Below are 18,733 nucleotides of genomic sequence, written 5' to 3'. Positions count from 1 at the left end.
CCAATGGACTGAAAACACTCAGTCTTTATCGATTCGGCTGGCAACGGCGCCCTGCTGATCGCGATACTTTGCATCCTGACGACGGTTGTAAGGTCGCGCCGCCGGACCAGAAAGCGGTTCGAAGCTTAATGCGCCAATCGGCATGCCTGGACGCAAGGCCAGAGGTAGTTTCCCGGAGTTGTAAAATTCCAGTACGATGCAGCCAGACCAGCCCGGATCGATACGGTGTGCGGTGACGTGTACCATCAGTCCCAGACGCGCCAATGAAGAACGTCCATCTAACCAACCGACGAGATCGGAAGGCAGCGTCACGGATTCGAACGTCACTGCCAGCGCCAGTTCGCCCGGGTGCAGGAAAAACGCCTCGCCGTCTTTAAGGACGATTTCATCACTCATCACGCGATCCAGCGCGGCGCTGACTTCATCTTTCGGCCCGCTCAAATCGATATACGCCGCCGTATGACCGCGGAACGTACGGAATTTGTTGCCAAGGCGCACATCTACCGTGGCGCCGTTGATTCGCTCGACAGGAGGGCGTGGATTGATCGACAGGCGACCTTCATCCAACCAGGCTTCAATATCTCGGTCACATAAACGCATGGCACTTTCTCCTTTCGTGCTTCAACCCCTTAATGCCAGGTGCGTTAAGGGTGAACCAGGTTATCACTGAACGGTACACAATTCGCTGAACTTATTCAAAGAACTGACTGATTTTAGCCTTCAGAATATCGATGGCGATGCGGTTTTTACCCCCGCGCGGCACAATGATGTCGGCGTATTGTTTTGAAGGCTCAATAAATTGCAGGAACATCGGGCGGACGGTTTTCTGGTATTGCGCCATCACAGAATCCATTGAACGACCACGTTCGTTCACATCCCGCTTGATACGGCGCATCAGGCAAATATCCAGCGGCGTATCGACAAAAATAGAGAAGTTCATCTCATCGCGCAAACGCGCATCCGTCAGCAGCAAAATGCCTTCCAGGATGATGACTTTTTTGGGTTCGATGTGAATAGTGTCTTGCGTGCGAGTATGCTCAACGTAGCTGTACACAGGCAGCTCAATGGCACTGCCGCGTTTCAGAGTTTGCAAATGTTGGAACAGCAGGCTGTGATCCATCGCGTTCGGATGGTCGTAGTTGGTTTTTACACGTTCTTCCATCGACAGATGGCTTTGATCTTTGTAATAGCTGTCTTCGGGAATAACGCCAATATGTTCGTCACCGACTTGTTCACGCAATTCGCGATAAAGAGTACTGGCAATAAGACTCTTGCCGGAAGCCGATGCGCCGGCAATGCCGATAATGACGCACTGATGGGACTGATCAGTCATAAATTTAGCGACCTGATTAACCTGGATGTAAGGAAGGGCGGCGCCGAAACGCCAAACGCGGCAATTATAGGGATTTCAGCAGCGCGATGCCAGCCCAGCCTGCACCAATGCTGTCCCTGTCGCAAATTTAAACGGTCATATTTAAAGCATGCGCTACATTTATTCATCAGCCTTAGTAATTAATAGCTTGAGAGTGTTAATTTATGAGCAGCTGGCGTATAAATTGTAAATTATTTGTACTAGCATAATCCCAGATTAAATGTGATGCGTCCGGCATCTCTACTGGGCGACACCGGCTATTTGGGTAGAGTGGTAATGAGTAAACAATCCCAACATGTTTTAGTTACCTTACCTCATCCTCTACTGCGCCTGGCCAGTTTAGGTCTGGTGGCTTTCATCTTTACGCTGTTCTCGCTGGAACTGTCTCGATTCGGTGCACAACTGGCGCCGCTGTGGTTTCCGACCTCGATCATGATGGTGGCTTTTTATCGTCATGCAGGAAAAATGTGGCCAGGAATCGCGCTGGCGTGCTCATTTGGTAACATCGGGGCTTCTTTACTCTTTTTCCCCGGCGAGTCGCTTAGCTTTACCTACACAGCCATCAACATTATTGAGGCTGTCGTTGGGGCAATGTTATTGCGCAAACTACTGCCCTGGTACAATCCCTTAAAAAATCTTAACGACTGGGCACGCCTGGCGTTCGGCAGCGCCGTTGTCCCTCCGTTATTGGGTGGTTTACTGCTGTGGTTACTTTTACCACGGGAAACGTCGTTAAATACTTTTCTTATTTGGGTGCTCTCAGAATCCATCGGCGCACTGGCGCTGGTGCCGTTAGGTTTACTGTTTAAGCCACATTATTTGCTGCGCCACCGCAATCCGCGATTACTGTTCGAGACGTTAATTACGCTCCTGGTAACCCTAACGTTCAGTTGGCTGTCCATGATGTATCTTCCATGGCCTTTTACCTGCGTAATCGTCCTGTTGATGTGGAGCGCTGTGCGTCTGCCGCGCATGGAGGCGTTTTTAATTTTCCTCAGCACCGTGATGATGGTTTCGCTGATGCTTGCCGCCGACCCTTCGCTGCTCTATACCCCCAAGCCCAATATGATGACGGATATCCCCTGGCTGCCGTTTTTGATGATTTTGCTACCAGCCAATATGATGACCATGGTGATGTATGCGTTTCGGGCCGAACGCAAGCACATCTCAGAAAGCGAATCGCGCTTTCGCAACGCCATGGAGTATTCGGCAATTGGCATGGCGCTGGTCGGTACCGAGGGGCAATGGCTACAGGCCAATAAAGCCTTGTGCCAGTTTCTGGGCTATAGTCAGGATGAGCTGCGTTCGCTCACCTTCCAGCAATTAACCTGGCCGGAAGATCTGAATAATGACCTCGAACAGTTGGAGATGCTGACTCGCGGTGAAATCAACAGCTATTCCATGGAAAAACGCTATTACACCCGCGAGGGCGAGGTTGTCTGGGCCTTGCTGGCGGTGTCACTGGTACGTCATAGCGACGATACCCCACTCTACTTTATTGCGCAGGTTGAAGACATTAACGATCTGAAGCATACCGAGTGGATCAACAAACGGCTGATGGAGCGCATCACGCTCGCTAATGAAGCCGGGGGGATCGGCATTTGGGAATGGGAACTGCAGCCTGATGTGATCAGTTGGGATAAGCGTATGTTTGACCTCTACGAAGTCCCTGCGCATATCAAACCCAGTTGGCAAGTCTGGTATGAGTGCGTTGTACCTGAAGATCGCGAACACGCCGAAAATGTGATTCGCGATTCGCTGGCCGCTCGGGCTCCCTTTAAGCTTGAGTTTCGTATTGCGGTAAAAGATGGCATCCGGCACATCCGCTCTCTGGCTAACCGGGTGCTGAATAAAGACGGCGAAGTTGAACGCTTACTTGGCATCAATATGGATATGACCGAAGTAAAGCAGCTCAACGAAGCGTTGTTCCAGGAAAAAGAACGTCTGCACATTACGCTGGATTCCATCGGCGAAGCGGTTATTTGTATTGATGTCGACATGAATGTGACTTTTATGAACCCGGTCGCCGAGAAAATGAGCGGCTGGCAGCAGGAAAGCGCGATCGGCATTCCGCTCCTGACGGTGTTGCGAATTACTTTCGGCGATAACGGCCCGCTGATGGAAAATATCTACAGTGCAGACATGTCGCGTACGGCCATCGAGCAGGAAGTGGTGTTGCATTGTCGCAACGGCAACAGTTATGACATTCAGTACAGCATCACCCCCCTCAGCACTCTCGATGGCGGTAGCATTGGCTCGGTGCTGGTCATTCAGGATGTCACCGAGTCACGTAAAATGCTGCGCCAGCTTAGCTACAGTGCCTCGCATGACGACCTGACGCAGCTGGCAAATCGGGTCAGCTTTGAAAACCATCTCAAGCAGTTGCTGCATACGGTACACGACGCACACCAGCGTCATGTGCTGGTTTTTATCGATCTGGATCGCTTTAAAGCGGTGAATGATAGCGCAGGCCATGCCGCGGGCGATGCCCTGCTGCGTGAACTCTCTTCGCTGATGCTAAGCATGCTGCGATCCAGCGATATGCTGGCGCGCCTTGGCGGCGATGAGTTTGGCCTGCTGCTGCCAGATTGTAATATCGAAAGCGCCCGCTTTATCTCAGGTCGTATCATCAGCGCGGTTAACGATTACCACTTTATGTGGGAAGGCCGTTTGCACCGTATTGGCGCCAGCGCGGGGATTACGTTGATTGATGAGAAAAACCATATCGCGACCGACGTTATGTCTCAGGCGGATATCGCCTGCTACGCGGCGAAAAACAGCGGACGTGGACGAGTGTGCGTCTATGAACCCCAGCAAAGCCAGGCCCATGCCTCGCGTAGCCAACTGTCACTGGACGAACAAAGACACACCATCACACACAACCCCATGCTGATGATAGCCAGAGGCGTGGCTTCACCGCGTATCCCAGAGACGTTTAGCTTCTGGCTGATATCATTACGCTTAGGGACCGCAGAAGGCGAAGTGATTGAAGAGCACACTTTCCGTAATGGGCTGGTCGATCCCGCGTTGAATCAAGCGCTCGACCGGCGGGTATTCAGCGAATTCTTCCAGAATGCTGCTTCGGCTGTCGCCAGCAAGGGCCTCAGTATTGCCCTGCCCCTTTCAGCCGCCGGGCTGCTCAATTCAGAACTTATTGATGAGCTACTGGATCAATTGCAACACAGTCCGTTACCGCCACGGTTGCTGCATCTGACCGTTCCGGCTAGCGCCATCAAAACCAATTCAACGCAGGCGATATCCGCCCTGCATCGGCTACGTCAGTTCGGCTGTCGAATTGTGTTAAGCCAGGTCGGTCGTGATTTAGAGCTTTTTGACAACCTGAAGTATCACATTGTCGATTACCTGTTGCTCGACAGCGAACTAAGCGCCAGCGCTCACGGCGACCTGATTGATGAAATGTGGGTGTCCATTATCCAGGGCCATGCCCAGCGCCTGGACATTAAAACCATCGCTGGCCCGGTGCAACTGCCGCTGATCATGGATGCACTTTCAGGCATCGGTATCGACATGATTTATGGCGATATTATTGCCGATGCCCAACCGCTGGATCTGCTACTGAATACCAGTAATTTCGCCATCAACTGACGGATTCCAGCCATCTGTATACCAGATATGCAAAAGCGCATAGGAGCGCCAGGGCTTCCAGCGCTCGGCATAGCGCCGGATTTGCGCTGGCGTCATGCCGGGAAAACGCTGTTTAATCAGGTAATCATCCGGCAGAAAAACATCTTTCGCCTGCCAACCACGTAGCGCGAAATAGTTGGCGGTCCAGCGTCCTATCCCGGGAAAGTTTTGTAGCTGCTTAACGCCTTGCTCAATATCGTCCGGGGCTGTTGTCGCAAGCGTGCCCTCAAGCGTTGCGCGAGCAAGGTGAATCAACGCCTCAGCGCGTTTGAGCGGCATGCCTAACGCTTTCAGGTCCAGTGGATCTGCGTTAGCAAGCGCTTCAGGCACAGGAAAACAAACGTACCCCGGCGCATCTTCCAGCGTATCCCCATAAGCGTGCGCTACTTTCGCCGTCAGTTTTGCTGCCATCGCCACGCTGACTAACTGGCCTAAAATTGCCCGTACCCCTTGCTCAAACGCATCGACACATCCCGGCAGACGTAGTCCCGGACGCGCCGCACCGAGGTTGCCCAGCGCGCTGACAATTTGCTGCGGGCAACAGGTAAGATCGAACAAGCGTGTTATTTTTGCCAGGCACTCGGAGGCTACCGGTTGCAATCCTGAGCTTAACGTCACGTGTAGCACGTTGGCGGGCAAATCTGGTACGACGCGCACCAGACCATGATGCTTCCCTATGGACAGGCTTCTGGCATAACTCAGTTCTTCTACAGTTTCGATACCTTCAACCGCACGGGCGGCAAGAAATCCCAGCATCCAGGGCCAGTCATAAGGCGGTTGCCAGCTCAGCGTGAACATTCGGTTTTCCTTTTTAAGCAAACCTACAGCATAAACGGTATTCAACTGATGCGCCTTGCTTTCATATTCCAGTTGTCGGAGCGTCAACATTTCGTTAAAGTCACGCCCCTTCTTCACTGGCATGGGGATTTTTACGGTGTTTATTGGTTTTGACTACGGTACGGCAAACTGTTCAGTGGCCGTTATGCGTGACGGGCAGCCTCACCTGCTCAAAATGGAAAATAACAGCACGCTTCTGCCCTCAATGCTTTGCGCACCAACGCGCGAAGCGGTCAGCGAGTGGCTGTATCGCCACCACGACGTCCCGACCACGGACGATGAAACGCAGGCGCTGCTTCGCCGTGCAATGCGCTATAACCGCGAAGAAGACATTGACGTTAACGCCAACAGCGTGCAGTTCGGTCTGGCGTCGCTGGGTCAGTATATTGAAGACCCGGAAGAGGTGTACTTCGTTAAATCGCCAAAATCATTTTTGGGGGCCAGCGGTCTGAAGCCGCAGCAGGTTGCGCTGTTTGAAGATCTGGTCTGCGCGATGATGCTGCACATACGCAACCAGGCGCAAAACCAGTTGCCGGAAGCCATCACTCAGGCTGTTATTGGTCGTCCCATCAACTTCCAGGGGTTAGGTGGCGATGACGCCAACGCCCAGGCGCAAGGTATTCTTGAACGTGCGGCCAAACGCGCCGGTTTTCAGGATGTCGTCTTCCAGTACGAGCCGGTAGCGGCGGGACTGGATTACGAAGCCACGTTGCAGGATGAGAAACGCGTGCTGGTGGTGGATATTGGCGGGGGTACGACCGACTGTTCACTGCTGCTGATGGGGCCGCAATGGCATCAGCGCGCCGATCGCGAAAACAGCCTGCTGGGACACAGTGGCTGCCGCGTAGGCGGGAACGATCTGGATATCGCGCTGGCGTTTAAACACCTGATGCCACTGCTTGGTATGGGCGGCGAAACTGAAAAAGGTATCGCTTTGCCTATTCTGCCCTGGTGGAACGCGGTCGCAATCAACGATGTTCCTGCGCAAAGTGATTTCTACAGCAGCGCCAACGGTCGATTGCTCAACGATCTTGTCCGCGACGCGAGAGAAGCCGATAAAGTCGCTCTGCTGCTTAAAGTCTGGCGCGAGCGTCTGAGCTATCGCCTGGTACGCAGTGCAGAAGAGAGCAAAATCACGCTTTCCGATCAGGCCATTGTTACGGCGGCGATACCGTTTATCAGCAACACGCTGGCAACCGATATCAGTCAGTACGGACTGGAAGCTGCGCTCAACCAGCCACTGGCGCGCATTCTTGAGCAGGTTCAGTTGGCGCTGGAAAACGCGCAGGAAAAACCGGACGTGATTTACCTGACCGGCGGCAGCGCGCGTTCGCCGCTGATTAAAAAAGCACTTGCCCAGCAGCTTCCCGGGATCCCGATTGCAGGTGGCGATGATTTCGGTTCCGTTACCGCCGGACTGGCCCGCTGGGCTGATGTTGTTTTCCGCTAAGCCGCTCGCAAGCTGAAAGGTGTGCGTATTGACATCACCGTTGCTGTGGCTTATTTTCAGGAGTGAGGGTTAGGGAGGGTTTCCCCTCCCCCTGGTGTCTTAGTAAGCCGGTAAGCTAATGACTAAGAGTATCACCAGTATGATGACCTGCTTCATCATAACCCTTTCCTTATTTTGGCCCCTTCCTCGGGAGGGGCTTTCCCGTTCCAGCGTCCCGCTGAAATCTCTGGCTTTCCTCCTTTTTGCCTTAAACGCACTCTAGCGCACTATTTCTTCTTCGCCGTTTTCAGCGCTTAATGTTGCGTAACGCCTCGCAAAGCCGCGTCAGCATTCAGACGAATCCCGACAGTGTTTCATAATTCCTCCATTTTTCTCCCTTGTTCGCTGGCTAAACTAGTATCATTCCGCGAATCGTTTCAGGATGAGAAACTTATAACAATGAAAGGCAGTAAAAAATCCCGCTGGGTGATAGCAATCGCGATCGTCGTGGCCACCGTCGCCGCCATCTGGTTCTGGCATAGCCGCAGCGGCTCCCAGGAAACCGCACCGGGCGCGACCAAACCCGCGCAGAATGCGCCAGGTTCAGGGCGGCGTGGAATGCGCTCCGGACCGTTAGCTCCCGTCCAGGCTGCCACCGCCGCCGTTGAAGCCGTTCCGCGTTATCTGACAGGGCTGGGTACCATTACTGCCGCAAATACCGCTACGGTACGTAGTCGGGTAGATGGTCAGCTCATCGCCTTGCACTTCGAGGAAGGACAGCAGGTGAAAGCCGGCGACCTGCTGGCAGAGATAGATCCCAGCCAGTTCAAAGTCGCTCTGGCGCAGGCGCAGGGACAACTGGCAAAAGATAAAGCCACGCTGGCGAATGCCCGTCGCGATCTTGCCCGTTATCAACAGCTGGTAAAAACCAATCTGGTCTCCCGCCAGGATCTGGATACCCAGCAGGCACTGGTAAATGAAACGTTAGGGACAATCAAAGCTGATGAAGCCAGCGTCGCCAGCGCTCAGTTGCAGCTCGACTGGAGCCGGATAACCGCCCCTGTTGATGGTCGTGTCGGTCTGAAACTGGTCGATATCGGCAACCAAATTTCCAGCGGCGATACCACCGGTATCGTCGTTATTACGCAAACGCATCCTATCGACCTGATATTCACTTTGCCTGAAAATGACATTGCTACCGTAATCCAGGCGCAAAAATCGGGAACGCCGTTAAAGGTCGAAGCCTGGGACCGAACCAATTCGCAAAAGCTGAGCGAAGGCGTCCTGCTCAGTCTCGACAATCAGATTGATGCCACCACCGGAACCATTAAAGTTAAAGCCCGCTTTAACAATCAGGATGATGCTTTATTCCCTAACCAGTTCGTTAACGCTCGCATGCTGGTCGACACACAACAAAATGCTGTTGTGATCCCAACAGCTGCCCTGCAAATGGGCAATGAGGGCCATTTTGTCTGGGTACTGAACAGCGATAACAAAGTGAGCAAACATCTGGTTAAACCCGGTATTCAGGATAGCCAAAAAGTGGTGATCTCCGCTGGATTGTCCGCAGGCGATCGGGTCGTAACCGACGGTATTGACCGCCTGACGGAAGGCGCAAAAGTCGAAGTCGTTGAGGCGCACGATGCCTCAGCGACGGGCGAAAAAACTGCGCCACGCGGATACAGCAAAAAAGGAGCCAACTCCTGATGCAGGTGTTACCTCCGGACAACACAGGCGGGCCATCGCGCCTGTTTATTCTGCGCCCCGTTGCCACCACGCTGCTGATGGTGGCGATTATGCTTGCCGGTGTTATCGGTTATCGCTTCCTGCCGATCGCCGCCTTACCCGAAGTCGATTACCCCACGATCCAGGTTGTTACGCTCTATCCCGGCGCCAGCCCGGACGTCATGACCTCGGCAGTCACCGCGCCGCTTGAGCGTCAGTTCGGACAGATGTCAGGCTTAAAACAGATGTCCTCGCAAAGTTCCGGCGGCGCATCGGTAGTAACACTGCAGTTCCAGCTCACGCTGCCGCTGGACGTTGCTGAACAGGAAGTCCAGGCTGCGATTAACGCCGCCACCAACCTGTTACCGACCGATCTGCCTAACCCGCCGGTGTACAGCAAGGTAAATCCGGCGGATCCACCGATCATGACGCTGGCGGTCACCTCCAGCGCCATGCCGATGACGCAGGTGGAAGATATGGTCGAGACCCGCGTCGCGCAGAAAATATCCCAGGTTTCCGGCGTCGGTCTGGTGACGCTGTCCGGTGGACAACGTCCAGCAGTGCGCGTGAAGCTTAACGCACAGGCTATTGCCGCTCTCGGTCTGACCAGCGAAACCATCCGTACGGCCATTACCGGCGCTAACGTCAATTCGGCAAAAGGGAGTCTTGATGGCCCAACGCGTGCCGTTACCCTTTCAGCCAACGACCAGATGCAGTCCGCAGACGAATATCGTCAGCTCATTGTTGCCTATAAAAATGGTGCGCCGGTTCGTCTGGGCGATGTCGCCACTGTCGAACAAGGTGCAGAAAACAGCTGGCTGGGCGCATGGGCCAATAAGCAACAAGCTATAGTCATGAATGTTCAGCGCCAGCCTGGAGCGAACATCATCTCCACGGCAGACAGTATCCGCCAGATGCTGCCGCAGCTCACCGACAGCCTGCCCAAATCAGTTAAGGTCAGCGTGCTTTCGGATCGTACGACCAATATTCGTGCGTCTGTTGCTGACACCCAGTTCGAGCTGATGCTGGCGATTGCGCTGGTAGTCATGATTATCTACCTGTTTTTGCGCAATATTCCGGCGACTATTATTCCCGCGGTTGCCGTTCCTCTATCGTTAATCGGTACCTTCGCGGTAATGGTGTTTCTTGATTTCTCTATCAATAACCTGACCCTCATGGCGCTAACCATCGCGACAGGCTTTGTGGTGGATGACGCTATCGTGGTCATCGAGAATATTTCGCGCTATATCGAAAAAGGCGAAAAACCGCTAACTGCCGCCCTGAAAGGTGCAGGTGAGATTGGGTTTACCATCATCTCTCTGACATTTTCACTGATCGCCGTGCTGATCCCGCTGTTGTTTATGGGGGATATCGTGGGCCGGTTGTTCCGTGAGTTTGCCGTTACGCTGGCCGTGGCGATTCTGATTTCCGCCGTCGTATCACTCACCCTCACGCCGATGATGTGCGCACGTATGCTTAGTCAGGCCTCGTTGCGTAAGCAGAACCGCTTCTCTCGCGCCTCGGAGCGTATGTTCGATCGCGTTATTGCCGGGTACGGCCACTGGCTAGCAAAAGTGCTTAACCACCCTTGGCTCACACTGGGCGTGGCGCTCGGCACGCTGGCACTGAGCGTCATGCTCTGGGTCTTTATTCCCAAAGGTTTCTTCCCAATCCAGGACAATGGCATTATCCAGGGTACGCTACAGGCACCGCAGTCCAGCTCATTTGCCAGCATGGCCCAGCGCCAGCGTCAGGTTTCAGATGTCATCCTTCAGGATCCGGCGGTAGAGAGCCTGACCGCTTTTATCGGCGTGGATGGCACTAACCCGGCACTGAACAGCGCACGTTTGCAAATCAATCTTAAACCGCTGGATGAGCGCGACGATCGCGTGCAGAAAGTGATCGCGCGGCTACAGGACGCGGCTGACAGAGTACCCGGCGTCGACCTTTATCTTCAGCCCACCCAGGATCTGACGATTGATACCCAGGTCAGCCGGACGCAATATCAGTTTACGCTGCAAGCAACGTCCCTGGATGCCCTCAGCACCTGGGTTCCACAACTGTTAGCAAAACTACATCAGCTACCGCAACTGTCCGATGTCAGTAGCGACTGGCAGGATAAAGGCCTGGTGGCGTATGTGAACGTCAATCGCGACAGCGCCAGCCGTTTAGGCATCAGCATGGCGGATGTCGATAACGTTCTGTACAACGCTTTCGGCCAGCGACTGATTTCAACCATTTACACCCAGGCAAACCAGTATCGCGTGGTGTTAGAGCATGACACTAATAGTACGCCGGGACTTGCCGCGCTCGACACTATCCGCCTGACCAGTAGCGAAGGCGGCGTGGTACCGCTCAGCGCGATAGCAAACATTGAACAGCGTTTCGCCCCACTGTCGATTAACCATCTCGATCAGTTCCCGGTCACCACCATCTCGTTCAACGTGCCAGACGATCATTCACTGGGCGATGCGGTGCAGGCGATTCTGGATGCCGAAAAAACGCTTAACCTGCCCGTGAATATTACCACCCAGTTCCAGGGCAGCACGCTCGCTTTCCAGGCCGCGCTGGGTAACACCATCTGGTTGATTGTGGCTGCGGTTGTCGCGATGTATATCGTGCTCGGCGTGCTGTATGAGAGCTTTATTCACCCGATTACCATTCTCTCCACGCTACCCACGGCGGGCGTCGGGGCGCTTCTGGCGTTAATGATTGCCGGGAGCGAACTGGACGTCATCGCGATTATCGGCATTATTTTGCTCATTGGTATCGTCAAGAAAAACGCCATCATGATGATCGACTTCGCCCTGGCTGCAGAGCGCGAACAGGGCATGGCACCGCGCGAAGCCATCTTCCAGGCGTGTCTGCTGCGTTTTCGCCCAATTCTGATGACCACGCTGGCAGCACTGCTCGGCGCCTTGCCGCTGATGTTAAGTACCGGCGTAGGTGCCGAATTACGCCGCCCATTAGGAATTGGTATGGTCGGCGGGCTGCTGGTAAGCCAGGTATTAACCCTGTTTACCACCCCGGTGATTTATCTGCTGTTTGACCGTTTGTCGCTGTATGTGAAAAGCCGCTTCCCGCGCCAGGAAGAGGAAGCGTAAATGAAATTTTTTGCGCTTTTCATTCATCGTCCGGTGGCGACCATTCTCATTTCGGTAGCGATCACCCTGTGCGGGATACTGGGCTTTCGTCTGCTGCCGGTCGCTCCGCTGCCGCAGGTGGATTTTCCGGTGATTATGGTCAGCGCCTCGTTACCGGGGGCGTCGCCTGAAACAATGGCATCATCCGTTGCCACCCCGCTGGAGCGCTCTCTGGGGCGCATCGCGGGCGTGAATGAAATGACCTCAAGCAGCTCGCTTGGCAGTACACGTATTATTCTCGAATTTAAATTCGACCGTGACATCAACGGCGCGGCGCGAGACGTTCAGGCCGCGATTAACGCCGCACAAAGCCTGCTACCAAGCGGAATGCCCAGTCGCCCAACGTACCGCAAAGCCAACCCTTCCGACGCGCCGATTATGATCCTGACGCTCACCTCTGATACGTATTCCCAGGGTGAGCTGTACGATTTCGCGTCAACCCAGTTGGCGCAAACCATCGCGCAAATCGACGGCGTGGGTGACGTGGATGTGGGAGGTAGTTCTCTGCCTGCCGTGCGCGTAGGCCTCAACCCACAAGCGCTGTTTAACCAGGGCGTATCGCTGGACGACGTGCGTAGCGCAATCGACAACGCCAACGTGCGTAAGCCGCAGGGCGCCATCGAGAATGATGCCCATCGCTGGCAGGTACAAACCAACGATGAGCTGAAAACCGCCGCCGAATATCAACCCATTATCATTCACTACAACAACGGCGCTGCAGTGCGGCTGGGCGACGTTGCGTCTGTAACTGATTCGGTGCAGGACGTTCGTAACGCGGGGATGACCAATGCCAAACCGGCCATTCTGCTGATGATCCGCAAACTGCCGGAAGCCAATATTATTCAGACGGTAGACAGCATTCGCGCCAAATTACCGGAGTTACAAACGATGGTCCCGGCCGCCATCGATCTGCAAATCGCTCAGGACCGTTCGCCGACTATTCGCGCCTCACTGGAGGAAGTCGAACAGACGCTGATTATCTCCGTTGCGCTGGTTATCCTGGTGGTCTTTGTTTTCCTGCGCTCCGGGCGCGCGACCCTGATCCCCGCGGTAGCGGTTCCGGTCTCGCTCATCGGGACGTTTGCCGCCATGTATCTGTGTGGATTCAGTCTGAACAACCTGTCGTTGATGGCGTTAACCATTGCCACAGGATTTGTCGTTGATGATGCCATCGTGGTGCTGGAAAATATTTCCCGTCACCTGGAAGCGGGAATGAAGCCGCTCCAGGCGGCGTTACAAGGAACGCGTGAAGTGGGATTCACGGTGCTCTCCATGAGCCTGTCGCTGGTGGCGGTGTTCCTGCCGCTACTGTTAATGGGTGGATTACCTGGGCGCTTGCTGCGCGAGTTTGCCGTCACGTTGTCGGTTGCTATTGGTATCTCGCTGCTGGTATCGCTGACCTTAACGCCAATGATGTGCGGCTGGATGCTTAAATCGAGCGCCCCGCGCGAACAGTCCCGGAAACGGGGTTTTGGTCGTGTGCTGGTCGCGCTACAGCAAAGTTACAGCACCTCGCTTAAATGGGTGCTGCGCCATACGCGACTGGTAGGCGTGGTGTTACTTGGCACCATTGCGCTGAATATCTGGCTTTATATTTCCATCCCCAAAACCTTCTTCCCGGAGCAGGATACGGGCGTATTGATGGGTGGGATCCAGGCCGACCAGAGCATCTCTTTCCAGGCGATGCGCGGCAAACTGCAGGATTTTATGAAGATAATCCGCGACGACCCGGCGGTGAATAACGTCACCGGCTTTACCGGTGGTTCACGGGTTAACAGCGGGATGATGTTTATTACCCTCAAGCCACGCGGTGAGCGCCATGAAACCGCTCAGCAGGTGATCGACCGCCTGCGTGTCGCGCTTGCCAAAGAACCCGGAGCAAACCTGTTTCTGATGGCGGTGCAGGACATTCGCGTCGGCGGTCGTCAGGCCAACGCCAGCTATCAATACACGCTGTTGTCAGATGACCTCGCGGCACTGCGCGAGTGGGAACCGAAGATCCGTAAGGCGCTTGCCGCCCTGCCCCAACTGGCGGACGTCAACTCCGATCAGCAGGACAATGGCGCGGAGATGAATCTGATTTACGATCGCGACACCATGTCTCGTTTGGGGATCGACGTTGCCGCCGCCAACAGCCTGTTGAATAACGCTTTCGGACAACGGCAGATTTCAACTATCTATCAACCGATGAACCAGTACAAAGTGGTGATGGAAGTCGATCGACGTTACACCCAGGACATCAGCGCGCTGGATAAAATGTTCGTCATCAACAATGACGGTAAGGCCATCCCGCTATCGTACTTTGCAAAATGGCAACCGGCGAATGCCCCGCTGTCGGTGAACCATCAGGGCTTGTCCGCCGCCTCAACCGTGTCGTTTAACCTGCCGACAGGGTCTTCACTGTCCGAAGCGACAGAGGCCATCAACCGAACCATGACCCAGCTCGGCGTCCCGTCCACGGTTCGCGGTAGCTTTGCCGGAACGGCACAGGTATTTCAGGACACCATGAACTCACAGGTGATCCTGATTATTGCCGCCATCGCCACGGTCTACATCGTGCTGGGTATGCTGTATGAAAGCTATGTCCATCCGCTGACCATTCTCTCCACGCTACCTTCGGCTGGCGTCGGAGCGTTGCTGGCACTGGAACTGTTCAATGCCCCGTTCAGCCTAATCGCCCTGATAGGGATCATGCTATTAATTGGCATTGTGAAGAAAAACGCCATCATGATGGTCGATTTTGCGCTGGAAGCGCAGAGAAACGGTAAGCTGCAGCCGGAAGAAGCTATCTTCCAGGCCTGCCTGTTGCGCTTTCGCCCAATAATGATGACCACGCTGGCGGCGTTGTTTGGCGCGTTGCCGCTGGTGTTATCCGCAGGGGATGGCTCCGAACTGCGCCAGCCTTTGGGGATAACCATTGTCGGAGGGCTGGTCGTGAGCCAACTCCTGACGCTGTACACCACGCCCGTGGTCTATCTCTTTTTCGACCGTCTGCGTCTGCGTTTTTCGCGTAAAAACAGCAAACCGGTAGCAGAGTTATGACAGAACTTCCCGACAGCACCCGCTGGCAACTTTGGATTGTGGCATTCGGCTTTTTTATGCAGTCGCTGGATACCACCATCGTTAATACCGCGCTTCCCTCAATGGCGGCAAGCCTCGGGGAAAGCCCGTTACACATGCATATGGTCATTGTGTCATATGTTTTAACCGTTGCCGTGATGCTGCCCGCCAGCGGATGGCTGGCGGACAAAGTTGGCGTGCGTAATATCTTCTTCACCGCCATTATCCTGTTTACGCTTGGCTCGCTGTTTTGTGCCGGGTCCAGCACCCTCAACGAGCTGGTGATGGCGCGCGTCTTACAAGGCGTTGGCGGTGCGATGATGGTGCCGGTCGGCAGGCTAACGGTGATGAAAATCGTCCCGCGTGAGCAATATATGGCGGCGATGACGTTTGTCACTTTGCCCGGTCAGATTGGTCCTCTGCTGGGGCCGGCATTAGGCGGGATTCTGGTTGAGTACGCCTCCTGGCACTGGATATTTTTGATTAACATTCCGGTTGGTATTGTCGGCGCGATAGCGACGTTAATGTTGATGCCCAACTACACCATGCAAACCCGACGCTTCGACCTCTCGGGATTCGCGATGCTGGCGGTCGGCATGGCGGTACTGACGCTGGCGCTCGATGGCAGTAAAGGAACTGGCCTCTCCAGTATCACGCTGGCGGCGCTGGTTATCTGCGGGGTGTTGGCTATTGCGCTGTATCTGAAACACGCCCATCGAAATCCACGCGCGCTGTTCAGCCTGAATCTGTTTCGCACACCAACCTTCTCGCTGGGGCTGTTCGGCAGTTTTGCCGGACGCATCGGCAGCGGCATGCTGCCGTTTATGACGCCGGTGTTTTTACAGATTGGTCTCGGTTTTTCACCTTTTCATGCCGGGCTGATGATGATCCCAATGGTGCTGGGTAGTATGGGTATGAAGCGCATTGTGGTACAGGTCGTTAACCGCTTTGGCTACCGTCGCGTACTGGTCGCCACAACGTTTGGCCTGTCGCTGGTCAGTTTGCTGCTGATGACCACCGCGCTGCTCGGCTGGTATTACGCTCTCCCCTTCGTGCTGTTCTTACAGGGAATGGTCAACTCAACGCGCTTTTCATCCATGAACACCCTGACGTTAAAAGACCTGCCTGACGATCTCGCCAGTAGCGGCAATAGCCTGCTGTCGATGATCATGCAACTGTCGATGAGTATTGGGGTGACCATCACGGGCCTGCTGCTAGGTATGTTCGGTCAGCAGCATATTGCCATCGATAGCGGTAGTACGCATACCGTCTTTATGTATACCTGGCTGTGCATCGCCTTCATTATTGCGCTGCCCGCCATTATTTTTGCCCGCGTGCCGAACGACACGCAAACCAACGCGGTGATTTCACGGCGCAAAAGGAGCACCTGATGAAGTTCTGGCGGCCCGGTATCACCGGCAAACTGTTTCTGGCGATTTTCGCCACCTGCATCGTATTGCTGATCAGCATGCACTGGGCCGTACGCATAAGCTTCGAACGTGGTTTTATTGACTATATCAAGCACGGTAACGAACAGCGGCTGCAAATGCTCAGCGACGCATTAAGCGAGCAGTATGAGCAGCACGGCAACTGGCGGTTCTTGCGCAATAACGATCGTTTTGTTTTTCAGATCCTGCGCTCTTTTGAACACGACAACGACGATGATAAGCCAGGTCCAGGCATGCCGCCGCACGGCTGGCGTACGCAGTTTTGGGTTGTTGATCAAAATGCCCACGTTCTGGTCGGTCCGCGTGCTCCGGTTCCCCGCGACGGTATGCGCCACCCTATCCGCGTCAACGGTAGCGAAGTGGGCGCCGTGATTGCCTCTCCCGTGGAACGCTTAACGCGGAATACGGATATCAATTTCGACATGCAGCAAAGGCGTTCCAGTTGGCTCATCGTTGCGCTCTCCACAATCCTGGCGGCACTGGCAACGTTTACGCTGGCGCGCAGCCTGCTGGCCCCGGTCAAGCGGTTGGTGGAAGGCACCCATAAACTGGCGGCAGGCGATTTCACCACTCGCGTTGCGCCAACCAGTACGGATGAGCTGGGCAAACTGGCGCAGGACTTCAACCAGCTCGCCAGTACGTTGGAAAAAAACCAGCAGATGCGTCGAGATTTTATGGCCGATATTTCTCACGAGCTGCGCACGCCGCTGGCGGTGTTACGCGGTGAACTGGAGGCCATTCAGGATGGCGTACGCCAGTTTACCCCTGACTCCGTCGCCTCGTTGCAGGCTGAAGTCGGTACCCTCACCAAGCTGGTGGACGATCTTCATCAGCTCTCTATGTCTGACGAAGGCGCGCTGGCTTACCAGAAAACCTCGCTGGATCTTATTCCCCTGCTGGAAGTGGCAAGCGGTGCATTTCGTGAACGCTTCGCCAGCCGTGGACTGACGATACAACTTTCGCTCCCCGACAGCATGACGGTGTTTGGCGACAGGGATCGTCTGATGCAGTTGTTCAACAATCTGCTGGAAAACAGCCTGCGCTACACCGACAGCGGCGGCGGGCTGCACATCAGCGCCGAACAACGCGAGCGTATGGTTTTAATAACCTTTGCGGATTCCGCTCCCGGCGTAAGTGACGGCCAGTTACAGAAGCTGTTTGAGCGATTTTATCGCACCGAAGGCTCGCGTAACCGCGCCAGCGGAGGTTCCGGGTTGGGGCTGGCGATTTGCGTCAATATCGTACAGGCGCATAATGGTCTGATCCGTGCCGACCATTCGCCTTTTGGCGGGGTTAGCATTACAGTAGAGTTACCGCTGGAACGCGATTTACAGAGAGATGTATGACTGAGTTACCCATTGATGAAAACACGCCGCGTATTCTGATCGTGGAAGACGAGCCCAAGCTGGGACAACTGCTTATCGACTATCTGCGGGCGGCAAGTTACGCGCCTACGCTCATCAGCCATGGCGATTTGGTGCTGCCTTACGTGCGTCAAACGCCGCCCGATCTGATCCTGTTGGATCTGATGCTGCCCGGTACCGATGGCCTGACCCTGTGTCGGGAAATTCGCCGTTTCTCTGAAATCCCTATCATGATGGTAACCGCCAAGATAGAAGAAATTGACCGTCTGCTGGGACTGGAGATTGGTGCCGATGATTATATTTGTAAACCCTACAGCCCGCGCGAAGTTGTGGCTCGCGTGAAAACAATTCTGCGGCGTTGTAAACCGCAGCGCGAACTGCAACAAATGGATGCCGACAGCCCGCTGATTGTCGATGAAGGTCGCTTTCAGGCATCGTGGCGGGGGAAAATGCTCGACTTAACGCCGGCTGAATTTCGCTTACTCAAAACGCTGTCGCATGAACCGGGAAAAGTGTTCTCTCGTGAACAGTTGCTCAATCATCTCTATGACGATTACCGCGTCGTCACCGACCGCACCATCGACAGCCATATTAAGAACCTGCGACGCAAACTGGAGTCGCTGGATGCGGAGCAGTCGTTTATCCGCGCGGTCTATGGCGTAGGATATCGCTGGGAAGCGGACGCCTGCCGAATTGCTTAATGTCTTTAA

General features: G+C 54.6%; 12 protein-coding genes. 8 read left to right on the top strand and 4 right to left on the bottom strand.

Going from position 1 to position 18,733, the window contains the following annotated elements; translation table 11 throughout:
• Window positions 1–18: 18 nt before the first annotated feature.
• Together dcd and udk are read right to left on the bottom strand one after the other, a co-directional pair.
• The gene (gene dcd / locus OGW16_RS22240; protein ID WP_003036774.1) at window positions 19–600 is read right to left on the bottom strand and encodes a dCTP deaminase; all 582 of its coding nucleotides are present in this window, start codon (window positions 598–600) and stop codon (window positions 19–21) included.
• A 91-nt stretch (window positions 601–691) separates the two neighbouring features.
• Complete coding sequence (gene udk, locus OGW16_RS22235; protein WP_003036776.1) at window positions 692–1,333, bottom strand: uridine kinase; 642 nt, start codon at window positions 1,331–1,333, stop codon at window positions 692–694.
• A gap of 315 nt (window positions 1,334–1,648) precedes the next feature.
• On the opposite strand from udk, the gene OGW16_RS22230 reads away from it, so the two are divergent.
• Window positions 1,649–4,978, top strand: coding sequence for a diguanylate cyclase (locus OGW16_RS22230; protein ID WP_043017943.1), 3,330 nt, complete (start codon window positions 1,649–1,651; stop codon window positions 4,976–4,978).
• Here the strand turns inward: OGW16_RS22230 and alkA are convergent.
• Window positions 4,946–5,815 carry a DNA-3-methyladenine glycosylase 2 gene (gene alkA / locus OGW16_RS22225; RefSeq protein ID WP_286518979.1) on the bottom strand — a complete coding sequence of 290 codons (870 nt, stop codon included), beginning with the start codon at window positions 5,813–5,815 and terminating at the stop codon, window positions 4,946–4,948. The genes OGW16_RS22230 and alkA overlap by 33 nt on opposite strands.
• 136 nt (window positions 5,816–5,951) lie before the next feature.
• On the opposite strand from alkA, the gene yegD reads away from it, so the two are divergent.
• Window positions 5,952–7,304, top strand: a complete 1,353-nt coding sequence (gene yegD, locus OGW16_RS22220) for a molecular chaperone (RefSeq protein WP_286518877.1) — start codon at window positions 5,952–5,954, stop codon at window positions 7,302–7,304.
• A 99-nt stretch (window positions 7,305–7,403) separates the two neighbouring features.
• Here yegD and OGW16_RS22215 read toward each other — a convergent pair whose 3' ends face one another.
• On the bottom strand, window positions 7,404–7,463 hold the full coding sequence (locus tag OGW16_RS22215; RefSeq protein WP_109017525.1) for a type I toxin-antitoxin system Ibs family toxin: 60 nt from the start codon (window positions 7,461–7,463) through the stop codon (window positions 7,404–7,406).
• 279 nt (window positions 7,464–7,742) lie between these two features.
• On the opposite strand from OGW16_RS22215, the gene OGW16_RS22210 reads away from it, so the two are divergent.
• Genes OGW16_RS22210 through baeR form a run of 6 tightly spaced genes read left to right on the top strand, consistent with a single transcriptional unit; the run spans window position 7,743 to window position 18,724 of the window.
• Window positions 7,743–8,990, top strand: coding sequence for an MdtA/MuxA family multidrug efflux RND transporter periplasmic adaptor subunit (locus OGW16_RS22210; RefSeq protein ID WP_286518875.1), 1,248 nt, complete (start codon window positions 7,743–7,745; stop codon window positions 8,988–8,990).
• Complete coding sequence (locus OGW16_RS22205; protein ID WP_286518873.1) at window positions 8,990–12,112, top strand: MdtB/MuxB family multidrug efflux RND transporter permease subunit; 3,123 nt, start codon at window positions 8,990–8,992, stop codon at window positions 12,110–12,112. Before OGW16_RS22210 ends, OGW16_RS22205 begins: the two co-directional genes overlap by 1 nt.
• Window positions 12,113–15,193, top strand: coding sequence for a multidrug efflux RND transporter permease subunit MdtC (mdtC, locus tag OGW16_RS22200; RefSeq protein ID WP_043016892.1), 3,081 nt, complete (start codon window positions 12,113–12,115; stop codon window positions 15,191–15,193).
• The gene (locus tag OGW16_RS22195) at window positions 15,190–16,602 is read left to right on the top strand and encodes an MFS transporter (RefSeq protein WP_286518871.1); all 1,413 of its coding nucleotides are present in this window, start codon (window positions 15,190–15,192) and stop codon (window positions 16,600–16,602) included. The genes mdtC and OGW16_RS22195 overlap by 4 nt, the downstream gene beginning before the upstream one ends.
• A complete protein-coding gene (baeS, locus tag OGW16_RS22190; RefSeq protein ID WP_286518869.1) occupies window positions 16,602–18,005 on the top strand; it encodes an envelope stress sensor histidine kinase BaeS in 1,404 nt (467 codons plus the stop codon). The genes OGW16_RS22195 and baeS overlap by 1 nt, the downstream gene beginning before the upstream one ends.
• Window positions 18,002–18,724, top strand: a complete 723-nt coding sequence (gene baeR, locus OGW16_RS22185) for an envelope stress response regulator BaeR (protein WP_043016895.1) — start codon at window positions 18,002–18,004, stop codon at window positions 18,722–18,724. Before baeS ends, baeR begins: the two co-directional genes overlap by 4 nt.
• The last annotated feature ends 9 nt before the right edge of the window (window positions 18,725–18,733 follow it).

Source organism: Citrobacter sp. Ce104 (assembly GCF_030334595.1).
GTDB classification, from domain to species: Bacteria; Pseudomonadota; Gammaproteobacteria; order Enterobacterales; family Enterobacteriaceae; genus Citrobacter; species Citrobacter europaeus.
The sequence above is the reverse complement of the archived record's forward strand: the minus strand, read 5'-3'. Positions and strand labels throughout refer to the sequence as shown.